We start from the raw sequence: 21089 nt of genomic DNA, 5'->3' as shown, positions 1-21089 counted from the left end.
AAGGACGGCCGCAATGCGTAAGAAGGCAATGTTCGCCGCGGCTCTGCTCGTCACATCCCTGTTGGTCGTCGCGACCAAGGCGAGCGCCGCGGACACCCTCATCTCGCAAGGCAAGACCGCCACCGCCAGCTCGTCCGAGTCGGCCGCCTTCCCCGCGTCCAACGCGGTCGACGGCAACGCCGGCACCCGCTGGTCGAGCGCCTTCAGCGATCCCCAGTGGCTCCAGGTCGACCTGGGCGCGAGCGCCACCATCTCGTCGGTCGTGCTCGACTGGGAGGCGGCGTACGCGCGGACCTTCAGCATCCGGGTCTCGGCGAACGGCTCGTCGTGGACCACGGTCAACACCACCACCAACGGCACCGGCGGGCGGCAGTCGCTGACGGTCACCGGCACCGGGCGTTACGTCCGGCTCGAGACCACCGTACGGGCCACGCAGTGGGGTGTTTCGCTCAAGGAGTTCCAGGTGTACGGCAGTGGTGGCGGCGGCGGGACCACGCCGACCATTCCGCCGGGGGCCGTGCGGGTGGCCGAGTTCCTGGCCGACTGCCCGTTCAGCCACCGGCTGCCGGACGACCCGATCATCTTCCCCAACCTGCCCGGCGCGTCGCACATGCACAGCTTCTTCGGCAGCACCGTGACGAACGCGGCGACCACCACGCAGGACCTGCTCAACGCCAACTCGAACTGCAACCCGTCGATCGACAAGTCGTCGTACTGGATCCCGACCCTGTACAACGGCAACACCCCGGTCGAGCCGACCACCGGCATCTTCTACTACCTGGGTGAGGGTGTGCGCGACGACCTGATCGCGCAGACGCAGCCGTTCCCGCTGGGCCTGCGGATCGTGGCCGGCAACGCCAAGGCGACCGGGCCGAACGACAACACGATCTCGCGCTGGTCCTGCCTGCACGCCGGGGAGGCCGGCTCGTCGCACGACTTCGTCACCTGCCCGGCGGGCACGATGCTGGAGTCGTACCTCGACTTCCCGCACTGCTGGGACGGCGTGAACCTGGACTCGCCGGATCACAAGAGCCACATGGCGTACCCGGTGAACAACGCCTGCCCGGCCAGCCACCCGGTCGTGGTGCCCAAGCTGCGGCAGGTCATGCGTTACCCGGTCAACGGCAACCCGGCCAACTTCCGGCTGGCCTCCGGGCCCGGCTACACCATGCACGGCGACTTCTTCAACGCCTGGCCGGTGGACGAGCTGGCGCGACGGGTGAACGACTGCATCCGCCCGATCGTCAAGTGCGGCACCGACGGACGGCCGTAATGACCACGGGTGTCGCCGACGGAGAAACTGACGGCGGCGGCACCCGTCCCCACGTCGCTGCTATAACGGACCGCATGACAACCCGGCCCGCGCGCGGTGGGCAGCATCCGACGATGGACCAGGTCGCTGAGGCGGCCGGGGTGTCGCGCGCGACCGTCTCCCGAGTGATCAACGGCGCTCCGAGCGTGGACGCCAAGATCCGCGAAATGGTCCAGCGGGCGATCGCCGACACCGGATATGTGCCCAACGTGGCCGCCCGCAGCCTGGTCACCCGCCGCTCCAACTCGGTGGCGCTGGTGATCAGCGAGCCCGACCGGCCCGACAACAACTCGTTCCTCAACCGGATCTTCACCGACCCGTACTTCGGCCGGATCACGGCGGGCGCCACGGGGGCGCTGCGCCCGCACGACATCCACCTGGTGGTCATCCCGACCGACTCCACCGACCACCACCAGGTCATCCGCTACCTGCGTCAGGGTCACGTCGACGGCGTCCTGCTGATCAGCAGCCACGAGCAGGACACGCTGCCCCGGCAGGTGCACGAGCTGGGCATCCCGGCCGTGGTGTCGGCCCGGCCGACCTCGCCCATCGCGGTCAGCTTCGTCGACGTCGATCAGCGGCTCGGCGCCCGGCTGGCCGCGGAACGCCTGCTCGACCGCGGCTGTCGCCGGCTGGCCACGATCAGCGGCCCGCTCGACATCCCGTCCGGGCTCGACCGGCTCGAGGGCTTCCGGTCGTACCTGGCCAATCGCGGCTTCGGCGAGGCGCCCGCGATCGAGGGCGACTTCACCCGGGCCGGGGGCGAGGCGGCGGCGCGGCGGCTGCTGGCCGAGCACCCCGATCTGGACGGCTTGTTCGTGGCCAACGACCTGATGGCCGAGGGCGCCCTGCGCGCGCTGCAGGAGATGGGCCGCCGGGTGCCCGGCGACATCGCCGTGGTCGGCTTCGACGACAGCAGCGCCGCCCTCGACTGCCGGCCGCTGCTCACCACGGTGCGCCAGCCGGTCGAGGAGATGGCCGCCGAGATGGCCGAGGTGCTGATGGCGCACATCGCCTCGCCCGGGCGGCTGCCGCGGTCTGTGACGTTCCAGCCAACGCTGGTGGTGCGCGATTCCGCCTGAACGGGGGTAAGACTTCAGGCATGGACATCCTCGTCGCCGGCGGCCACGGTCAGGTCGCCCTCCGTCTGCTCAAGCTGCTCGCCGCCGAGGGGCACACCGCCCGCGGCCTGATCCGCAACCCGGCCCACGCCGCCGATCTGCAGGCCGTGGGGGCCGTTCCGGTGATCGGTGACCTGGAGAACGACGCGTCTCTCTCGCCGTACGTGAAGCGCGCCGACGCGGTCGTCTTCGCGGCCGGGGCCGGGCCGGGCAGCGGGGCCGCCCGCAAACGGACCGTCGACCTCGGCGGCGCCGTCAAGCTGGCCGACGCGGCCGCCGACCAGGGCGTGCGCCGCTATCTGATGGTGTCGTCGATCGGCGCCCAGGACCCGGCGTCCGGCGGCGAGACCATGCGTCCCTATCTGGAGGCCAAGGCCGAGGCCGATGCGTACGTCACCGCGCGCGCCGACCTCGACTGGACGATCGTGCGCCCCGGCGGCCTGACCGACGAGCCCGGCACGGGCCTGGTCACCGTCTCGCGCGAGCTGGGCCGGCGCGCGTCCGTGCCCCGGGACGACGTCGCGGCCGTGCTGGCGGCCTGCCTCACCACGCCGTCGACGGTCGGAGTGACCTTCGAACTGTTCGGCGGGTCGACCCCCATCGATGAGGCACTGCGCTCATTGTGATTGGTCGCTAACGTAGCGTCCATGGGGAGCGAGGTGACCGCGGGGGCGCTGCTGGCCGCCGGACACGAGGCGATGCTCGAGGCGGCGTACCGCGGCGGCGACTTCCTCTCCGCGTGGCAGCTGCTGGAAGGGGCCCGCCGCCGCGCCTGCGACGAGGAGAACCGCGTCGAGGAGGCGGCCGCCCTGACCCGGCTGGGCATGCTGGCGCACTTCGCGGCGATCGGCGGCGACCTGTCCCGGGCCGACTGGGCCACCGAGGAGCAGCTGTTCACCGCGGCGCTGCGCATCCAGCGCGAGGTGGGCGACCCGGCCGGCGCCGCCGAGTCGCTGTTCGGGCTGGGCCTGGTGCATCAGGTGCTGCGGGGCGACTGGACCACCGCGATGCCGTATTACACCGAGGCCCTGGCGCTGGCCGAGAGCTACGCCGACGAGATGGTGCGCTCGGAGGTGCACCGGCACATCGGCTTCTTCCATGTGTTCGTCTCCGGCGACAACGAACGCGGCCTGCGGCACCTGCGGATGTCCCAGGTGCTGCGGGAGCGCTACGGCGACCCGCGCCGGGTGGCCACCGGCACGCTGGCGCTGGGCGAGGCCGAGCTGGCCGCGGGCAACCTCTCGGAGGCGGTGCGCCTGTTGCGCGAGGCGGTGCATCAGGCCCGCCAGGCCAACCTGTCGCCGCAGCGCATCGGCTGGGCCGAACACGCCCTCTCGGATGCCGAGCGTGCGGCCGCATAGGTGCTCAAAATAGGGGCATGCTCGCGCCCGTGATCTTTGTGCGTTGGCTGGTCGGCGCGGTGTTGCTGCTGACCGCGGCCGGGTGTTCCACGGTCGGTGACCGCGAGCGGACCGCCACCGACGTCGCGGTCCGGCTGCTCACGGTCGTCGACGCGGGGGACGGCGAGGCCGCCTGTGCCCTGCTGGCTCCCGGCACGGTCCGCACGGTGGCCGAGGAGGAGCCGTGCCCGCAGGCGATCCTCGACAAGGATCTGCCCCGCCCCGGAACTGTGCTCGAGGCGTCCGTCTACGGGCAGTGGGCGCAGGTCAAGCTGGACGACGACACGGTCTTCCTGGGCGCCTTCCCGGGTGGCTGGCGGGTGGTGGCGGCCGGGTGCACTCCGCAGGGGAGCCGCCCGTACGACTGCTCGGTCGAGGGGGACTGACATGCGGGCTCTCTTCGTCCTGCTGCTCGTGGTCGTCGCGGTCGGACTGATCTACGTCATCACGCTGGGGGTGCTGCACCGGTGAGACGCTTCCTGCGCGAGAACTCGATAGGCCTCGTCTTCGGGCTGCTCTTCCTGGTCGTGCTGGTCGGGCAGGCGTACGCGGGCCTGGCCGTCTTCAACGAGGCCCAGCGCGCCTCGGGCCTGCCGGACATCGCGTTCTGGCGCTACGTGACCTCCGCGAGCTTCGGCGTCGACGTGGCCGAGAACTGGCAGTCCGAGTACCTGCAGTTCTTCCTGTTCATCGTGCTCACGGTGTGGCTGCTGCAGAAGGGCTCGCCCGAGTCGAAGTCGCTGGACAAGCCCGGCCTCGAGACCGACAAGGATCAGAAGGTCGGCCCGTACGCCGATGACCGGTCGCCCCAGTGGGCCCGGGTGGGCGGGTGGCGCACCGCGGTGTTCTCCAACTCGCTGGGCCTGGTGATGGGATTGATCTTCCTGGGCTCGTGGCTGGCCCAGTCGGTCGCCGGAGTCGCCGCCTTCAACGAGGAGCAGCTCAGCGAGCGGCAGGACCCGGTCTCGTGGGGCCAGTATCTGCTGGAGCCGGACTTCTGGGACCGCACCCTGCAGAACTGGCAGTCCGAGCTGCTCGCGGTGGCGTCGATGGCGATCCTGGCCATCTTCCTGCGGCAGCGCGGGTCGTCGCAGTCCAAGCCGGTCGGCTCGGCCCACGAGGCGACCGGGGTCGAGGGTTAGAGGTCCTTGACCAACTGCTCGGAGGAGACGTCGAGGCCGAGCGCGTCGGCGAACTCCTCGGCTCCCGGGCTCGCGGCGGCGATCCACAGGCCCATCCGGGGTATCCGCCGGCGGGCGTATTCGGCCTCGGCCGCGGCCAGCAGGGCCCGGCCCAGGCCGCGGCGCCGGTACGGCTCGTCGATCGTCAGGTAGTGGACGGAGGCGGTGCCGGGGCGGTGCGGGCCGGGCAGCGCGAACCAGATCCAGCCGACCGGGCGGCCCCCGGCGACGGCGTGGCGCAGAAACACGTCCGGGGTGCCTACCCCGGCGGGGGCGAGAACGGCGGCGACCTGGTGGGCCCGGGACGGTGGGGCGAGCGGGTCGCGGGTCAGGGCGACCGCGTTGCCCTCGACCAGTTCGGCCAGCCGGTTCTCGTACTCGGCCTGGCTCATCGGCACGAGCCCGACCGGGGAGCCGGTGCGCTCGACCGGCCGGGTGCGCAGCTGGGCCAGCATGCGATAGCCGAGCCGGCGGTAGAGCCGGCGGGCGCCGGTGTTGACGCCGAAGACGTGCAGGCCGACCCGGTGCACGCCGCGCCGGGCCAGGTCGGTCTGGCCGGCTCGCAGCATCGCGCTGCCGTAACCGTGGTTGCGTTTGTCCTCGCGCACCGAGACCTCGGCGATCCAGGCCATGGTGGCGTACGGGAAACCGGGCATCGAGATCCAGAGGAAGCCGATCTCGTCGTCGCCGTCCATGCCCTTGCGGAGCAACTGGCCGGCGGTGTGCACCCCGGCCGGGAGCAGCTCGTCGGTCTGCCGGACCGCTTCCGCGTACGCCGCCTCGGCCGGGACGCCGTAGTTCTCGGCCATCGCGTCGGCGAAGAGGGCGATCATGGACGGCCGCCGCTGGGCGAGCTCCTCCTGCGTCAGATCGACGAGATCCACAGCCATGACGTGCACACTGCCATGATTTGTCCAGCCTCAGTCGGATGTCCGACGGATCGATCGTTGTCAGTTCTTTCGGCTCGGTGACGAATGTTAATTTGGCGATCAGAGGCACCGAGTACTGCTGGTCACACTCGAGGACGCCGCCGGCCCTGGGGCTGCGTTCCCGAAGGGGGCGGCCTTGACCGAGCATCCCGACGCGTATCCGTTTTTCCATCGTGTGGTCGGGATCGACCTGGGCACCAGCTCGTGCGCGGTCTCGGTGTGGGACGGCGCCAAGCTGCTCATGGTCCGCGGCCCGACCGGCGCGGCGACCATGCCGGCCTCCGTCGGGCAGGACAGGGCGGGCCAGGTGATCGCCGGTGTGCCGCCCGCCGAGGACGAGAACGCGATCGCCGGCATCAAACGGCGGCTGGGCACCGGTGAGAACGTGCGGTTCCGGGGCCGGGCCTATCAGCCCCGCGAGATCTGCGCCTTCCTGCTGATCGAGCTCAAGCGGCAGGCCGAGGCGTTCGTCGGCGAGCCCATCCACGACGCGGTGATCACCGTCTCGGCCGCGGCCGGGGAGGCCCAGCGGCGGGCGCTGCGGGAGGCGGCCGGACTGGCCCAGCTCAACGTGCGGCGGCTGGTCGAGGATCCGGTGGCCGCCGCGATGGCGCTCGGCGTGGAGGCCCGCCCCGGCACGTACGCCATCTACGACCTGGGCGGCGGCACGTTCGACGCCTCGGTCGTGCGGGTGGCGGACGGCACGGTCGACGTCCTGGGCACGTCGGGCGACCAGCGGCTCGGCGGGGACGATTTCGACGAGCTGATCGTCGCCTACGCGTTGCGGCAGATCCGCGAGCGGCACCACGTCGACCTGAGCCTGGACGCCGGCATCCGGCAGCGCATCCGGTGGGAGGCCGAGATCCGCAAGCGCGAGCTGTCGGTCGCCGCGCACACCACGCTGGAGCTGCCGCTGCTCACGGCCACGGTCAGCGCCGGCGTGCCGCTCAGCCGGCGCGCGTTCGAGGCGATGATCGAGCCGGACGTGCAACGCTCGCTCGACCTGCTGACCGAGGCGATCGCGGCGGCCCGCGCGGCGCACGGTGTGGGCTGGGGCGACATCGACGAGGTGGTGCTGGCCGGGGGCTCGACCCGCATCCCGGCCATCCGGAACCGGCTGGCCGGCTATTTCGGCTGGGGCGCGGCCCGCATCCGCGTCGACCTCGATCCCGACGAGATGGTCGCGCGCGGGGCCGGGCTGGTCGCCCGCGACTACGAGCCGGCGTCGCTGTTCGAGGGCTCGCCGGTCGGGCTGCTCAGCGCCAGCCTGCGGCTGCGGGCCGAGATGGCCGGTCCGGAGATGCCGCCGGTGGTCGTGGAGCAGGTCGAGACGCCGGACCCGCCCGGGCCGCCGGGACCGCCGGCCGAGACCCCGGCCGACTTCCGCCGGGTCGCCGAGGCCACCTACATGCTGTTGCTGCAGGACGGCGATCTGGCTCCGCTGGGCGCGGCGTACGGCGCGTTCATCTCCGCCGTGCTGGCCGCGGCCCCGGACGCCCGCCTGACCGAGCTGGGCGAACAGCTGACCACGGAGTACGGGCGGGCCTCCGGTTAAGGTTTCGCCATGCTGATCAGTTGTGGCGCCCCCGTGGCCGGGGCCTGGGCCGATCCGGCCACGCTGGGCGAGTTCGCGGCGCGGGCCGAGGAGCTCGGATATCACGGCCTCTGGGCGTTCCAGCGGCTGCTGGTCGGCGCCGATCAGCCGATGCTGCCGGTCTATCACAGCGTGCTCGACCCGATGCTCGCGCTGACCTGGGCCGCCGCCCGCACCAGCACGATCCGCCTCGGGGTGGCGGTGCTCAACATCCCGTACGTCTCGCCGGCCTATCTGGCCAAGCAGGCGGCCACCCTCGACGTGCTGTCGGGCGGCCGTTTCGACCTGGGGCTGGGCACCGGGTGGTCGCAGCCCGAGTTCGAGGCCACCGGCTCCGACCCGAACCCGCGCGGCCGGCGCCTCCGGGAGTATCTCGAGGTGCTGCGCACCTTGTGGAACGACCCGGTGGCGTCCTTCGACGGCGAGCTCTATCGGGTGCCGGAGAGCACGATGGCGCCGCGTCCGGTGCAGCCCGGCGGCCCGCCGGTGCTGCTCGGGGGCACGGCCGACGTCGCGCTGCGCCGGGCCGGGCGGCTGGCCGCGGGCTGGGTCAGCAGCAGCCGGCTGGGCTTCGACGACATCGCGCGCGGCACCCAGATCGTGCGGCGCGCGGCCGAGGAGGCCGGCCGGGACCCCGACGCGGTTCGGATCGTCGTGCGCGCCGTCGTGCGTCCCGGCCTGCGCGACGACGCCGTGCCGCTGTCCGGAGACTGGGATCAGATCCGCGCCGGGGCCGAGCTGTACGCCGCCGCGGGCGTCACGGAGATGTTCTACGACCTCAACTGGGACCCGCTGATCGGCGCGCCCGGGGCCGACCCGGTGGTGGCCCGGGAACGGGCCGGCGAGATCCTCACGGCTCTGGCCCCACGCCCCTGACGATCACTCTGCGTCGCCGTTCCGATCGCCGCCCGCCGCCGGGCGTTCACCGGATGTTGCCGCAGCGAACGCGGGGCGTGGCGCGCCGTCCCGGGGTTCGGCGGGCGGTCGCTGCCCGTCGCCTCGAGGTAGCAGGTTGTCGATGGCTCGCACCCATCGGGGAAGACGCGCTTCGAAGTCTTATATAGCCTCGAATGGAGGGGGTAATCGTTATCTAAATGGCGGCCGTCTCCCTATGCGGCCCTTTCCCGGGCTTACGCGGTGTAGTTCCCGCGGCACGCCGGCCTTCCGGAGATGACCATCGAACCGCGTCCCGGAACGCGGGATGGCCGTCGATACGGCCCCGGGGTGACGCGCAAGCCGAAGATCTTGCGCCACCAGGGCACATGCACCGGAGAAAACCACGGCGCTCGCTCGCCAAGATCGACACTCTCGCGAAACCGGGCCGAAACAGCGGCCGATCGCGTCATGTACGTGACTTCGATAACTTTGCGCAACAGTACGATTGCCCTCTGGTTCTCCATTACGGACATTGGAGTCAAAGTTGTTCGTCGTTACGGGTGGTTTGACCGCTGGAGTAGGGCTTCGCCCCCTGTGTGGACGGGACCAGGTGTGAGGTTGAGCAACCATCGCTTTCAGCGGGCTGTTATTCATTCGATGCGTCAACTCATTTCCTCCCGCCCGGTTCCGGGCTACCTTTCCCAGCGCAGCATCCGAATACCTCTCACGCACGGCGCATGTGAGGTGTGTCGTCCGATGGAGGTGACCGACGCGTGGAACCGCTGATCGAGGAAGCCGAGCTTGCCCGGGCCGGCTCCCCGACCGATGCCATGACGAGCCCGGCCGCCGACCCGGAGAAGAAGGTCGACACCCGGCGCAAGTCTCCGACGCAGATCGCCTTCGCGCGCCTGCGCAAGGACAAGGTCGCGGTGATCTGCGCAAGCATCTTCGGGTTCTTCGTACTGATTGCGATCCTGGCGCCGCTGCTGGCGAAGCTCGAGGGGCAGGATCCGACGACCCTGCACCAGGATCTGATCGACCAGTACGGCTACCCGACGATCCCGCCCAACGGCGAGCACTGGTTCGGCGTCGAGCCGCGCCTGGGCCGCGACCTGTTCGCGCGGTTCGTCTACGGCGCCCGGCCGTCGCTGATCGTCGCGGGCACGGTGACGATCCTGACCACGATCGTCGGCGTGACCATCGGCCTGCTGGCCGGTTTCGTGGGCGGCTGGCTCGACCGGATCGTCTCCTGGGTCATCGACTTCGTGCTGAGCCTGCCCTACCTGCTGTTCGCGATCGCGGTGCCGGCCGTGCTGCTGACCATCTTCGTCGGCACCGCCCAGGACGCCGCCGCCCAGGACGTCGCGAACGCGCGCTTCTTCTCCCTGATCATCGTTCTCTCCTTCTTCGGCTGGGCCAGCCTCGCGCGATTGATCCGCGGCGAGGTGCTCTCCCTGCGCGAACGTGAGTTCATCTCCGCGGCCAAGGTGCTCGGTGTGCCGACCCGCAAGATTCTCTTCAAGGAGCTGCTGCCCAACCTGGTGGCTCCCATCGTCATCTCGGTATCGATGGCTCTACCGAGCTACATCGTCGTCGAGGCGGGCCTCACCTATCTCGGCGTCGGCCTTACGGAGCCGACGCCGTCCTGGGGCCTGACGATCGCCGCAGCCCAGAACTATTACCGGGCCGACCCGCTCTACCTGTGGATCCCGGTTCTCGCCATCACGATCCTCGTGCTCTCGCTGAGCCTGCTCGGCGACGCGATTCGTGACGCATTCGATCCCCGCACCCGACGGTGACGTGGTGACGCCCCGTATGAGAAGAGGAGAAATGGCAAGGCGATTTAACGTTGCCGTGGCGGCCACCGCCGCCCTGGCGCTCGGCCTGGCTGGCTGCAGCAGTCCTTCGTCGAACAATGACTCGACCGGTGGCGACACCGACTCGGGCAAGATCTCGACGCAGTCCAACGCGACCGACCCCAACGCCAAGGGCCCGGCCAAGGAGATCGAGGGCGCCCGCAAGGGTGGCGTGCTCAACGTGCAGGCGCAGACCACGCCGAACACGTTCGATCCGTCGGACATCTACTACGTCGACTCGAACCAGATCGGCAAGCTGCTGTTCCGCACGCCGACCCAGTTCGACATCCGTGACGGCAAGCCCACCCTCGTGCCGGACCTGACCGACCTGGGCACCCCGTCGGCTGACAAGCTGACGTGGACGTTCAAGATGCAGCCGGGCATCAAGTACGAGGACGGCACCGAGGTCAAGGTCGAGGACCTGGCCTACGCGATCAAGCGGTCCTTCGCCCACGACGTCTTCGTGAACGGCCCGGCCTACCAGCTGAGCTACTTCAAGGACGGCGACAAGTACAAGGGCCCGTACAAGGACGGCGACACCTACTCCGGCGTGGAGACCCAGGGCACCGACACCCTGATCATCCACCTCGCGACGCCGTTCCAGGACCTGCCGTTCTACATGACCTTCCCGATGTTCACGCCGATCCCCAAGGCGAAGGACACCAAGCAGGAGTACAAGAACAAGCCGCTGGCCACGGGTCCGTACAAGTTCAAGACCTACCAGGCCGGCACCTCGCTGGTGCTCGAGAAGAACACCAACTGGGACCCGAACACCGACGCCGCTCGCCACCAGTACCTGGACGGCTTCAACTTCCAGTGGGGCGGCGACGCGGTCAAGTCGCAGCAGGCGGTTCTGAACAGCAACGGCCAGGACGCCAACGCGATCAACTACGACGTGCTCGACGCGTCGCTGATCCCGCAGCTGACCGGTGAGAAGAAGGCGCAGCTGGTTCAGGGCGAGAGCCCCTGCACCATCGTGTGGCAGCTCGACAGCCGCAAGATCCCGCTCGAGGTTCGCAAGGCCGTGGCCAAGGCGTACCCGAACGACCAGATCTGGAAGGCCTCGGGCCTCAACGACTACGTGGCCGAGCCGGCCAGCACGGTTCTGCCGCCCTCGGTCCCGGGCTACGAGAAGTACGCGGCCGTGGCCGACCTGTCCGGCACCGGCGCTGGTGACCCGGCCGCTGCCAAGGCGCTGCTGGAGGCCGCCGGCAAGGTGGGCTTCGAGCTCAGCTACTACTACGACAACTCGAAGCCGCTCGCGCAGCAGGTCAGCCAGATCAAGGCCGACGCGCTGACCAAGGCCGGCTTCAAGGTCAAGCCGATCGGTGTCTCGACCGCCGACCTGCGGACCAAGAAGGGCGACTACAACGCCCCGGTGAACATGGGCCAGAGCCCGGCCGGTTGGTGCTCGGACTGGCCCGCCGGTGGCTCCTGGTTCCCGGTGCTGTTCCGCTCGCAGAGCATTGGCGAGGGCCAGAGCTGGGGCATGCTCAGCGACAAGGCGCTCGACAAGGAGATCAACGACATCGCGAACCTCCCCGCCGAGGAGTCGACCTCGAAGTGGGCCGCGCTGGACAAGAAGATCATGGAGCAGTACATCGCGATCCCCAGCTACTACGACAAGCTGGCGGTCGTGCAGGGCACCAACGTCGGTACCACCACCGGTGACCCGACGATGGGCATGCCCAACTTCAGCAACATGTACCTGAAGAGCTGAAGTAGCAGTAACTAGCTGAAACCCCGGGGTGGTCCGGTCCGCTCAACCGGCGGACGGGACCACCCCGGGCGTGAAAATGGCCTCACGGCGTGCCGGGCGACCGGCATCGCGCGCCGTGAATCAGAGAATCCGGGACATTCCCCCGGCGCCGTGTGGAAAGAGGAGCAAGCGGTGCTGCTGTACATCTTGAAACGCGTCCTGAGCGCGATCTCCGTCGTGATCGTGACGCTGGTGGCCAGCTTCGCGTTGTTCTTCCTGGCGCCCACCGATCCGGCCGGTGTCATCTGCGGCCCCCGTTGCACGCCCGAGCGGCTGGCCGACATCGAGGACAGCCTCAACCTGGACGAGCCGGCGGTCAGCCAGATCGCCAGCTACATGAAGGGCATCGTGGCCGGCCGCGAATACAGCAGCGGCGGCACGGTGCGCGAGTGCGAGGCGCCCTGCCTCGGCTACTCGTACACGCTGGGCCAGCCGGTCACCAAGCTGCTGGCGGCGGCGCTGCCGGTCACCGTCTCGATCGTGGTCGGGGGCGCGGTGGTCTATCTCATCGTCGGCATCCTCACCGGAACGATCGCGGCCCAGGTCCGGGGCACCTCGCTCGACAAGCTGGTGGTCGGCTCGACGCTGATCGTGCAGTCGATCCCATACTTCGTCTTCGCCCTGCTCGTCGCGCTGTACGCGACGTTTTTGCCCGACTCGGGTTATCACCCGTTCACGGACAATCCCCTGACGTGGGCCAGCGGCCTGCTCGCGGCCTGGCTCTGTGTCGGCCTGACGAACGCCGCCGCCTACACGCGCTACTCGCGGGCCTCGATGATCGAGGCGCTCGGCCAGGACTTCGTCCGCACCGCCAGCTCCAAGGGCATCAGCCGGCGGCGAGTGGTCTACCGGCACGGTCTGCGGGCCGGCCTCACCCCGGTCGTCACCATCTTCGGCATCGACCTCGCGTTCCAGCTCACCGGCGCGATCTTCACCGAGAGCATCTTCAACCTCCCCGGCCTGGGTCAGCTCACCCTGCGCGCCTTCGGGCAGTACGACCTGCCCGTCCTCATGGGCGGCGTTCTGATCGGCTCGGTGGTACTAGTGGTGATGAACCTCGTGGTGGACATCGCGTACACGTTCCTCGACCCGCGGGTGCGCCTCGGATGATCCCGACCCGTATCCACGTCTTCCCACCCCGCAGCACGAAGGCGGCAGCATGAGCGACCAGAGCATCCAGGCCCCGCACACGGTGACCCGGGTTCCCCGCCCCCCGGCGGCCGGCGAGGAGGCCTACCTCGAGGTCACCGACCTGCAGGTGCAGTTCCCGACGGCCGACGGCCTGGTCCGGGCCGTGCAGGGGCTCAGCTATTCGGTCCCGCTGCGCCGCACGCTGGCGATCGTCGGCGAGTCCGGCTCCGGCAAGAGCGTCTCCAGCATGGCCGTGATGGGCCTGCACGACCGCAAGGTCGCCCGCATCTCCGGCTCGATCAAGGTCGGCGGTCGCGAGATCGTCAACATGAGCGACAAGGAGCTCGAGGGCTACCGCGGTGGCGACGCCGCCATGATCTTCCAGGACCCGCAGTCCTCGCTGCACCCGTACTTCACGATCGGTGACCAGATCATGGAGTCGTACCGGGCGCACCACAGCGTGAGCAAGCGCAAGGCCAAGGACCGCGCGGTCGAGATGCTGGGCCGGGTCGGCATTCCCAACCCGCGCCGCCGCGTCGACCAGTACCCGCACGAGTTCTCCGGCGGCATGCGCCAGCGCGCGATGATCGCGATGGCGCTGGTCAACGACCCGAAACTGCTGATCGCCGACGAGCCGACCACGGCCCTCGACGTGACCGTGCAGGCGCAGATCCTCGACCTGATCTCCGACCTGCAGCGCGACTTCGGCTCCGCGGTCGTCTTCATCACCCACGACCTGGGCGTGGTGGCCGAGATCGCCGACGACATCCTGGTGATGTACGCCGGCACCGCGGTCGAGCAGGGCCCGGTCAACAAGATCCTCGCCGAGCCCCTGCACCCGTACGCGTGGGGTCTGCTCGAAAGCATCCCGGCGCTGACCGGCGAGCCGCAGCCGCTGCACCCGATCCCCGGATCGCCGCCGAGCCTGCTGGCCGTGCCGAGCGGCTGCCCGTTCCACCCGCGCTGCGAGTTCAAGGACCGCGTGCCGGGCGACCTGTGCACCACCCTCAGGCCCGATCTGATCCCCCGGACCGGCGATCTGGGCCGCGCCTCGCGGTGCCACCTGAAGGAACCCGACAAGGTCTTCGAGACCGAAGTCCTGCCCCGGCTGCCGTAAGAGGGACCGATCATGACCGCTACCACCAATACCGCCGCCAAGTCCGGGGTCCCCTCGGTGCCGGGCGCGCCGCTGCTCGAGCTCGACGCCGTCAAGATGCACTTCAAGACCAAGGGCGACGGGTTCTTCGCCCGCGGCACCAAATGGGTGCAGGCCGTCGACGGCGTCGACCTGACCATCGCGTCCGGTGAGACCGTCGGGCTGGTCGGCGAGTCCGGTTGTGGCAAGTCCACGACCGCGCGCCTGATCACCCGGCTGCTCGAGCCCACCGGCGGCCAGATCCGCTATCAGGGCGTCGACATCGCGCACATGAAAGAGCGCCAGCTGCGCCCGTACCGCCGCGAGATCCAGCTGATCTTCCAGGACCCGTACTCGTCGCTGAACCCGCGGCACACCGTCGGCACGATCGTCGGCACGGCGCTGCGCACGCACGACATGGTCGGCAAGAGCGGCGAGCTCAAGCGCGTCCAGGAGCTGCTCGAGGTCGTCGGCCTCAACCCGGAGCACTACAACCGCTACCCGCACGAGTTCTCCGGCGGTCAGCGCCAGCGCATCGGCATCGCCCGCGCGCTCGCCGCCCGCCCCAAGATCATCGTGGCCGACGAGCCGGTCTCCGCGCTCGACGTGTCGATCCAGGCCCAGGTCATGAACCTGCTGGAGAACCTGCGCAAGGAACTCGGCATCGCGTTCGTGTTCATCGCGCACGACCTCGGCGTGGTGCGGCACTTCTGCGACCGGATCGCGGTCATGTATCTCGGCCGGGTGGTCGAGGAGGGCCCGCGCGACTCGCTCTACGAGAAGCCGCAGCACCCGTACACCCAGGCCTTGCTCTCGGCCGTGCCGGACATCGGCGTGGTGCGGGGCGTGCCGCCGAAGAACCGGATCCGTCTGGTCGGCGACGTGCCCAGCCCGGTCGACCCGCCGTCGGGCTGCCGGTTCCGCACCCGCTGCTGGAAGGCGCAGGACATCTGCGCCACCGAGGACCCGGCCCTGATCGAGCGGGCCCCGGCCCAGCGGGTCGCCTGCCACTTCGCCGAGCCGCCGGCCGAGTCAATCATCGCCGAGACGGCCTGACCCTGGTGGTTTCGCCGACCGGTTCTTCCGTCTATCGCACCAAGGCCTACCGGGTCCGGCAGCGCTCGCTCGTCGCGCTGGCCGGGCTCGGTCTGCTGGCCGCGGGTTACGGCCTCGGCCGCTGGCAGGACTCGCCGGCGCCGGCCGCCGCCTTCCCCCCGCCGGTGTCCTCGGCACCCTCGACGCCGCCGGCCGCCCCGCCCACCACCGAGGCGCCCACGCCGACCGTCTATGCCAAGCTCGAGGCCGAGGCGGCCGACGGCAACGTGGGCATCCAGTCGCAGGAGACCGAGGATGCGGGCGGCGGGCAGAACGTCGGCTGGATCGCCGGTGGCGACCAGCTGCGGTTCGACGACTTCGACTTCGGGCCGGTGGCGGCGACGAAACTCGACGTGCGGGTGTCCACCGACGCCGACGGCGGGCGGATGGAGATCCGGCTCGACGACGCGAAACAGCCGCCGATCGGCACGCTGAACGTCACGCGTACGGGTGGATGGCAGAACTGGCGGACCGACCAGGTCGACATCACCCCGACGACCGGCAAACACACGGTCTTCCTGGTCTTCGTCCGCGACGACTCAGCCGAGTTCCTCAACATCAACTGGCTGCAGTTCGTGCACTAGGGCCAACGAGAAAAGCCGCGCTCATCGCGCGGCTTTCTGTTTCTCTTCTCAGGCGGCTTTCTCAGGCGGCGGCCAGCGCTGCTTCCCGGACGACCGGGATGTGCAGCGTCACGACCCCGTTGTCACACCGGGCCTCGAGCTGGTCGGTGTCGAGGCTCTCGGACTCGCGCAGGTCGACCTCGCGGGTCACGGGGGCTTCGACCGATGCGCTCGCTGCACCCTCGGCCGAGCGGCGCTCGGCCCGGATGGTCAGGACGCCGTCGTCCACCGAGATGTCGATACCGGCCCGGTCTATGCCCGGAAGGTCGATGTCGACGAAGAAGGTCCCGTCGATCCGGTACGCGGCGAGCCGCGCCCCGGAGCTGCGGGTGCTGTCGAACACGCGGCACGTGAGCTGGTCGAGCTCGCGAACCGTCGCGCCGTGAGGCGACATGGTGGTTCCTCCAGGCGGAGTTCTTTTCTGCTGGATCCGAGCGGGATGGGCCCGGGTCCGGATACGACAACGGAGATTGTGGCCGCCGGATTCCCGATTGGACATGACCGCCGTCACGATGCGCCCTAATACTTGGTTACGATCTGTTGTCGTCAAGCCTTGTCGAGCCGGAAGTCGTCGAACTCGAACCCCGGCGCCACGACGCAGCTGACCAGGACGTGCTCCGTGCTCGCGGGCTGTGCGGCCTGCCACACCCCGCGCGGCACGAGCGCCTGCGGATGGTGGCCCTCGCCGACACCCAGCGTGACGGCCCTCTCCTCGCTCGGGTGCTCGCCGTCACCCCCGAACCGCAGGGTCAGCGGCCCGCCGGCGTGCCAGAACCACAGCTCGTCCGACCGCACCACATGCCATGCGGACGACTCTCCGGGATGCAGCAGGAAGTAGATCGCCGTGGCCGCGGCCCGCTCCCCGGTGTACCCGTCGGGGCGGAAGACCGTGCCGGACTTGAATGTCTGCCGATACCAGCCGCCCTCGGGATGCGGCTGAAGGTCGAACTGCTGGGCCAGTGGGGGGCGCGTGTCTTTCATGCGCCCATACTGCTTTTCGAACATATGTTCTATAGTGTCGATCGTGGCGATCCTGCATGCCGACCTCGACGCGTTCTACGCGTCGGTCGAGCAGCGTGACGACCCGGCTCTGCGGGGGCGTCCGGTGCTGGTCGGCGGCGGAGTCGTGCTCGCCGCCAGCTATGAGGCCAAGGCCCTGGGCGTACGCACCCCGATGGGCATCGCCCAGGCCCGGGCGCTGTGCCCGCGGGCCGTCGTGGTGCCACCGCGCATGAAGGCCTACACGACGGCCAGCAAGGCGGTCTTCGAGATCTTCCGCGACACCACCCCGCTGGTCGAGGGCATCTCGATCGACGAGGCGTTCCTCGACGTGGGCGGCCTGCTGCGGGTCAGCGGCACCCCGCGCGAGATCGCCACCCGGCTGCGGGCCGAGGTGCGGGCCCAGGTCGGGCTGCCCATCACGGTCGGCATCGCCGGCACGAAGTTCCTGGCCAAGGTGGCCAGCGCGGTCGGCAAGCCGGACGGGCTGCTCGAGGTGCCGGCCGGTGGCGAGCTCGCCTTCCTGCACCCGCTGCCGATCGAGCGGCTGTGGGGTGTCGGCCCGGTCACCTCGGCCAAGCTGCGCGAGCGCCGCGTCAACACGGTCGGCGACGTGGCCCGCATCGGCGAGGCGGCGCTCGTGTCGATGCTCGGCCCCGGCTACGGCCGCCACCTCTACGCGCTTTCCCGCAATCACGACCCCCGGCGCGTACGGGTGGGGCACCGCCGCGGCTCGATCGGCGCGCAGTGCGCGCTGGGTCGCCGGCCCCGCCCGTTCGCCGAGATCGAGGCCACGCTCGACGCGCTGGTCGACCGGGTCACCCGGCGCATGCGCGGCGCCCACCGGGCCGGCCGCACGGTGACGCTGCGCCTGCGGTTCGACGACTTCGGCCGGGCCACCCGCTCGCGGTCGCTGCTCACGGCAACCATGCAGACCCGCGTGATCCAGACGACCGCCCGCGACCTGCTGACCGAGGCCCACGAGCTGATCGCGACGCGCGGCCTCACACTGGTCGGGGTGGCCGTGAGCAACCTCGACGGCGACGGCCACATGCAGCCCTCGCTCTTCGACGACGCCGGGGACGACCGCCTCGACGTGGCGATGGACGCGGTGCGCGACCGTTTCGGCTCCTCCTCGCTGACCCGGGCCGCCACCATCGGCCGCGAATTGGGCCCGTCCGTGCCGATCCTGCCCGACTAGCGCGGACCGTCCCGGGCGCGAAGCCGGCGACGACTACGCTTCCGCGCATGACGGCGACCGCAGCGTCCGACGGTGACAACGCCCCTTCGAGCCAGGCGTGGCAGGGGCTCACCGCGGACTACGAGCTTGCGCGCGCCCGGGAAGACTCCCTGGACCGGCTGGTCGAGTGGCCGGCCCAGCGGGCCCTTCTCGGCGATGTGACCGGACGCTCCATTCTCGACCTGGGCTGCGGCAACGGTGGCAAGCTGGCGGAGCTCGTCCGCGATGGCGCCGTCGCCTCGGCCGGTGTCGACATCGCCGGCAAGTTCATCTCCGACCCACCGGCCGGCGCCGAGCTGATCCAGGCCGACCTGTCCCACCCGGAATCGCTGCTGCAACTGCACGGCCGCACGTTCGACCGGATCCTGTTCCTGCAGTCGTTCGGCTACGCCCAGGACCCGGTGCACACCTTGCGGGTGGCGCGAGCGATGTTGAACGAGGACGGATTCATCCTGCTGACGAGAACCCAGCCCATCCGGTACGCCGTCGAACGCACCGAGCGGAACGGGACCACGCTGGGCGAGGAGTACTTCTCCGGCGCCGACTACACCTACCGCACCGGCTGGAACGAGCACATCGAGCTGACCCTTCGCACCTTCACCATGTCCGACCTGCTCAACACGTTCAGTGCGGCCGGGCTGTGGATCGAGACCGCTGTCGAGCCCCGGCTATCCGAAGAGGCCGCGCGCCTCTACCCGCACAAGCAGGAGTGGATGAACAAGTACCTCGGCATCCTGATCTTCAAGCTACGGCCCCTCACCTAAGCGGCGGAGATGCGTACGTTGCAATAGCGGCTGGTCAGATAGACGTTCGTGCGGCCGGCCGGGTCGAGCAGCACGGTGCCGCCCTTGGGCACCTCCTTGGCGGCCAGGGCCCGGCCGTCGGTGGCGTCGTGCAGCACCAGGTCGCACGAGCTGTTGCCGTGGTCGTCCAGCACCCCGACCGAGACCTGGCCGCCGGTCGTGAAGGCGTCGCTGTCGCCGAGCCACTCGGTCGCGAACGGCAACGTGGCGCTGCCAGCGCCGGGGCGGGCCAGGACGATGCAGCCGGAGTCGTTGGCCGACATGCGGAACTGGCCGGAGTCGCGGATCTGGAGCGCCGTGGGCGAGTACAGGCCGGTGGGAACCGGCAGGGGCCGGCCGCTGTCGACGTGGGTCAGCGTGACGTCGCAGCCGTTGTCGTTACCCTCGATGTTGTCGTCGATCGTGAGCCGCCAGGGCGCCTGGGCGGTGAAGTTCTCGCTCGAAGGGGTTCCGCCCTTCCCGTCGTCTCCGTCGCCGAACAGCGCGAAGGCGACCGCCGCTCCAGCCATGACGATCACCGCGGCGGCGGCAGCGGCCCAGATCCGGTGCCGGGGCCGGATCTTCTTGTCTCCGGCGGTGTGGGTAAGCGGTGGCACGTCGCCGGGCCGGTCGATGGGCGGCACAATCTCCCCGGCCAGGGCGGCCGTCGCGGCGCCGGCCACCGTACGGCTGTCGTCCCCGGACAGATGCTCGAGGGCTTCGCGGGCGGCCAGCGCCATCCCCGCGTGCCGGCCATGAGCCAGGCGGGCCAGCTCCTGCACGGCCCCGGCCCGCACGCTCCCGATCGGGTGGTCGATCACCGACTGCAGTTCCGGCGGCAGCGGCGCGGGTTTCGTGACCGGGCGGCTGCGGCGGGCCAGGTACAGCTCGCCCTGCATCTCGACGTCCCGGCTCGGGGTCTGGTGCGGATTGCGCTCGCGCACCCGGTCGAAGACGTAGTCGTAGAGCTCGTTCAGCGACACCCAGCCGTCCTGGTCGCGATCGGCGTCACCGGTGGCCAGCCCCTCGACCAGCGCGGACGTGAAGACCGACGGGCGGCGGCTCCGGTCGTCGGCCAGCTGATCGCCCTCGAAGGCGTACTCCATGGCGCTCGACGCGGTGATCACGGCGCGCCCGCGGCTGCCGCCGGGGAAGTTGTCGAGCACGTTGACATCGCCGGCCGCGCGTACGGTCACCCCCTTGCTGAACGCGCCGCCGTAACAGCAGTCGAGCAGAAGCACGATGCTGCGCGAGCGGCTGGCCCGCATGCAGCGCTGCACGAAGTCGGCCGAGACGGCGGTCGACCCGAGGCGGTCCGGGCGGGTGTTGCGGGTGGCGAAGAACAGCTCACCGGAGTCGTTCTTGAGCCCGTGACACGAGAAGTGGAGCAGCAGCACGTCGTCGGCGCGGCTGTCGGCGAACAGCTCCTCGATCTCCTCGCGGATCACATGCGCGGGCTCGTTGCGTACGGCATGGACTCCGAAGTCGCCGATCGAGGCGTCACCGAGCACCCCGGCGAGCGCGTCGGCGTCGGCCTGCGGGGCGAGCAGATGGCTGAGCCCGTCATGGTCGTACGTGTCGTTGGCGACGATCAGGGCCTTACGCGCGCCGGCCATCAGGTGCCGTGCCGGCTCACGAAGAGATCTATCAGCCTCTGCTGGTCGCCGGCGGTCGCCTCGGAGAGCTCGAGCACGTCGCCGCCCAGCTCCAGCCGCACGGTCCGTTTCGTTCCGGCCGAGCGTCCGAGCCATCCCCGTACGACCCCCAGCACCGACCGCAGCACCTCGGGGTTCTGCCCGAGCAGCACCACGATCGCGCCGACCGCCTCCATGCTGAACGCGCGGGAACCCGCCGGGGGAGGGCCACCCGGAAGCGCCCGTACGTCCTCGACGTCGAGCTGCCGCAGCTCGGAGCGCAACTGCCCGGTCAGGTCGTCGAGCCGCTCGGCGTCCGCGCCGTCCTCGGCCACGAAGAGCCGAATTCCGTCATCCATCGATCCACCATGCACCCGCCGTAGTGGCATGGGAACTATCCGAAAGGTGACCCTGGTCCGGGG

At 70.1% G+C, this 21089-nt stretch carries 21 protein-coding genes; 16 read left to right on the top strand and 5 right to left on the bottom strand.

All coding sequences use genetic code 11. The features are described 5' to 3' along the window. The first annotated feature begins 13 nt into the window (after positions 1-13). The 6 genes from ACZ3I4_RS33310 (at position 14) to ACZ3I4_RS33285 (ending at position 4975) form a co-directional block, all read left to right on the top strand. Complete coding sequence (locus ACZ3I4_RS33310; protein WP_465386031.1) at positions 14-1273, top strand: DUF1996 domain-containing protein; 1260 nt, start codon at positions 14-16, stop codon at positions 1271-1273. A 113-nt stretch (positions 1274-1386) separates the two neighbouring features. Beyond that, on the top strand, positions 1387-2394 hold the full coding sequence (locus ACZ3I4_RS33305; RefSeq protein ID WP_465386030.1) for a LacI family DNA-binding transcriptional regulator: 1008 nt from the start codon (positions 1387-1389) through the stop codon (positions 2392-2394). A gap of 20 nt (positions 2395-2414) precedes the next feature. Next, the gene (locus ACZ3I4_RS33300) at positions 2415-3059 is read left to right on the top strand and encodes an SDR family oxidoreductase (protein WP_465386029.1); all 645 of its coding nucleotides are present in this window, start codon (positions 2415-2417) and stop codon (positions 3057-3059) included. Positions 3060-3080: 21 nt separating this feature from the next. Next, on the top strand, positions 3081-3794 hold the full coding sequence (locus ACZ3I4_RS33295; RefSeq protein WP_465386028.1) for a tetratricopeptide repeat protein: 714 nt from the start codon (positions 3081-3083) through the stop codon (positions 3792-3794). A 29-nt stretch (positions 3795-3823) separates the two neighbouring features. Further along, on the top strand, positions 3824-4219 hold the full coding sequence (locus ACZ3I4_RS33290; RefSeq protein ID WP_465386027.1) for a hypothetical protein: 396 nt from the start codon (positions 3824-3826) through the stop codon (positions 4217-4219). An 81-nt stretch (positions 4220-4300) separates the two neighbouring features. Continuing rightward, the gene (locus ACZ3I4_RS33285) at positions 4301-4975 is read left to right on the top strand and encodes a DUF6766 family protein (protein WP_465386026.1); all 675 of its coding nucleotides are present in this window, start codon (positions 4301-4303) and stop codon (positions 4973-4975) included. Here the strand turns inward: ACZ3I4_RS33285 and ACZ3I4_RS33280 are convergent. Then, on the bottom strand, positions 4972-5904 hold the full coding sequence (locus ACZ3I4_RS33280; protein ID WP_465386025.1) for a GNAT family N-acetyltransferase: 933 nt from the start codon (positions 5902-5904) through the stop codon (positions 4972-4974). The genes ACZ3I4_RS33285 and ACZ3I4_RS33280 overlap by 4 nt on opposite strands. Before the next feature lie 175 nt (positions 5905-6079). Between ACZ3I4_RS33280 and ACZ3I4_RS33275 the strand changes: the two genes are divergently transcribed. From ACZ3I4_RS33275 to ACZ3I4_RS33240, 8 genes are all read left to right on the top strand, one after another. Further along, positions 6080-7498, top strand: a complete 1419-nt coding sequence (locus tag ACZ3I4_RS33275) for an Hsp70 family protein (protein WP_465386024.1) — start codon at positions 6080-6082, stop codon at positions 7496-7498. A 9-nt stretch (positions 7499-7507) separates the two neighbouring features. After that, entirely contained in the window at positions 7508-8413 is a 906-nt protein-coding gene (locus ACZ3I4_RS33270) for a TIGR03619 family F420-dependent LLM class oxidoreductase (RefSeq protein WP_465386023.1), read from the top strand. A 773-nt stretch (positions 8414-9186) separates the two neighbouring features. Beyond that, the gene (locus ACZ3I4_RS33265) at positions 9187-10212 is read left to right on the top strand and encodes an ABC transporter permease (protein WP_465386022.1); all 1026 of its coding nucleotides are present in this window, start codon (positions 9187-9189) and stop codon (positions 10210-10212) included. Between the two features lie 31 nt (positions 10213-10243). Beyond that, positions 10244-11989: an ABC transporter substrate-binding protein gene (locus ACZ3I4_RS33260; RefSeq protein ID WP_465386021.1), complete on the top strand. Its 1746-nt coding sequence runs from the start codon at positions 10244-10246 to the stop codon at positions 11987-11989. 171 nt (positions 11990-12160) lie between these two features. Further along, entirely contained in the window at positions 12161-13138 is a 978-nt protein-coding gene (locus ACZ3I4_RS33255) for an ABC transporter permease (protein ID WP_465386020.1), read from the top strand. Between the two features lie 49 nt (positions 13139-13187). Beyond that, entirely contained in the window at positions 13188-14276 is a 1089-nt protein-coding gene (locus ACZ3I4_RS33250) for an ABC transporter ATP-binding protein (RefSeq protein ID WP_465386019.1), read from the top strand. Between the two features lie 12 nt (positions 14277-14288). Further along, positions 14289-15350 (top strand): ABC transporter ATP-binding protein, encoded by a 1062-nt coding sequence (locus ACZ3I4_RS33245; protein ID WP_465386018.1) that lies wholly within the window; start codon positions 14289-14291, stop codon positions 15348-15350. 5 nt (positions 15351-15355) lie between these two features. Next, positions 15356-15973: a carbohydrate-binding protein gene (locus tag ACZ3I4_RS33240; protein WP_465386017.1), complete on the top strand. Its 618-nt coding sequence runs from the start codon at positions 15356-15358 to the stop codon at positions 15971-15973. 61 nt (positions 15974-16034) lie between these two features. Here ACZ3I4_RS33240 and ACZ3I4_RS33235 read toward each other — a convergent pair whose 3' ends face one another. After that, on the bottom strand, positions 16035-16406 hold the full coding sequence (locus ACZ3I4_RS33235) for an Hsp20/alpha crystallin family protein (protein WP_465386016.1): 372 nt from the start codon (positions 16404-16406) through the stop codon (positions 16035-16037). A gap of 152 nt (positions 16407-16558) precedes the next feature. After that, positions 16559-16993, bottom strand: a complete 435-nt coding sequence (locus ACZ3I4_RS33230) for a cupin domain-containing protein (protein ID WP_465386015.1) — start codon at positions 16991-16993, stop codon at positions 16559-16561. Here ACZ3I4_RS33230 and dinB point away from each other — a divergent pair. Next, positions 16992-18212 (top strand): DNA polymerase IV, encoded by a 1221-nt coding sequence (gene dinB, locus ACZ3I4_RS33225; RefSeq protein WP_465386014.1) that lies wholly within the window; start codon positions 16992-16994, stop codon positions 18210-18212. The genes ACZ3I4_RS33230 and dinB overlap by 2 nt on opposite strands. A 47-nt stretch (positions 18213-18259) precedes the next feature. Then, positions 18260-19015, top strand: a complete 756-nt coding sequence (locus ACZ3I4_RS33220; RefSeq protein WP_465386013.1) for a class I SAM-dependent methyltransferase — start codon at positions 18260-18262, stop codon at positions 19013-19015. On the opposite strand, the gene ACZ3I4_RS33215 is transcribed toward ACZ3I4_RS33220, so the two are convergent. After that, on the bottom strand, positions 19012-20649 hold the full coding sequence (locus ACZ3I4_RS33215; protein WP_465386012.1) for a caspase family protein: 1638 nt from the start codon (positions 20647-20649) through the stop codon (positions 19012-19014). The genes ACZ3I4_RS33220 and ACZ3I4_RS33215 overlap by 4 nt on opposite strands. After that, positions 20649-21026 (bottom strand): hypothetical protein, encoded by a 378-nt coding sequence (locus ACZ3I4_RS33210; RefSeq protein WP_465386011.1) that lies wholly within the window; start codon positions 21024-21026, stop codon positions 20649-20651. Before ACZ3I4_RS33210 ends, ACZ3I4_RS33215 begins: the two co-directional genes overlap by 1 nt. Positions 21027-21089: the final 63 nt, after the last annotated feature.

This window comes from Actinoplanes sp. NPDC021490 (genome assembly GCF_055562135.1).
The sequence above is the reverse complement of the archived record's forward strand: the minus strand, read 5'-3'. Positions and strand labels throughout refer to the sequence as shown.

Excerpts from the sequence above, each read along its gene's own strand:
- ACZ3I4_RS33235 (WP_465386016.1), bottom strand. The coding sequence starts at position 16,406 with ATGTCGCCTCACGGCGCGACGGTTCGCGAGCTCGACCAGCTCACGTGC.
- dinB (WP_465386014.1), top strand. The coding sequence starts at position 16,992 with ATGCGCCCATACTGCTTTTCGAACATATGTTCTATAGTGTCGATCGTG.
- ACZ3I4_RS33295 (WP_465386028.1), top strand. The coding sequence starts at position 3,081 with ATGGGGAGCGAGGTGACCGCGGGGGCGCTGCTGGCCGCCGGACACGAG.
- ACZ3I4_RS33215 (WP_465386012.1), bottom strand. The coding sequence starts at position 20,649 with ATGGCCGGCGCGCGTAAGGCCCTGATCGTCGCCAACGACACGTACGAC.
- ACZ3I4_RS33305 (WP_465386030.1), top strand. The coding sequence starts at position 1,387 with ATGGACCAGGTCGCTGAGGCGGCCGGGGTGTCGCGCGCGACCGTCTCC.
- ACZ3I4_RS33245 (WP_465386018.1), top strand. The coding sequence starts at position 14,289 with ATGACCGCTACCACCAATACCGCCGCCAAGTCCGGGGTCCCCTCGGTG.
- ACZ3I4_RS33310 (WP_465386031.1), top strand. The coding sequence starts at position 14 with ATGCGTAAGAAGGCAATGTTCGCCGCGGCTCTGCTCGTCACATCCCTG.
- ACZ3I4_RS33280 (WP_465386025.1), bottom strand. The coding sequence starts at position 5,904 with ATGGCTGTGGATCTCGTCGATCTGACGCAGGAGGAGCTCGCCCAGCGG.
- ACZ3I4_RS33260 (WP_465386021.1), top strand. The coding sequence starts at position 10,244 with ATGGCAAGGCGATTTAACGTTGCCGTGGCGGCCACCGCCGCCCTGGCG.
- ACZ3I4_RS33250 (WP_465386019.1), top strand. The coding sequence starts at position 13,188 with ATGAGCGACCAGAGCATCCAGGCCCCGCACACGGTGACCCGGGTTCCC.
- ACZ3I4_RS33300 (WP_465386029.1), top strand. The coding sequence starts at position 2,415 with ATGGACATCCTCGTCGCCGGCGGCCACGGTCAGGTCGCCCTCCGTCTG.
- ACZ3I4_RS33230 (WP_465386015.1), bottom strand. The coding sequence starts at position 16,993 with ATGAAAGACACGCGCCCCCCACTGGCCCAGCAGTTCGACCTTCAGCCG.
- ACZ3I4_RS33220 (WP_465386013.1), top strand. The coding sequence starts at position 18,260 with ATGACGGCGACCGCAGCGTCCGACGGTGACAACGCCCCTTCGAGCCAG.
- ACZ3I4_RS33270 (WP_465386023.1), top strand. The coding sequence starts at position 7,508 with ATGCTGATCAGTTGTGGCGCCCCCGTGGCCGGGGCCTGGGCCGATCCG.
- ACZ3I4_RS33210 (WP_465386011.1), bottom strand. The coding sequence starts at position 21,026 with ATGGATGACGGAATTCGGCTCTTCGTGGCCGAGGACGGCGCGGACGCC.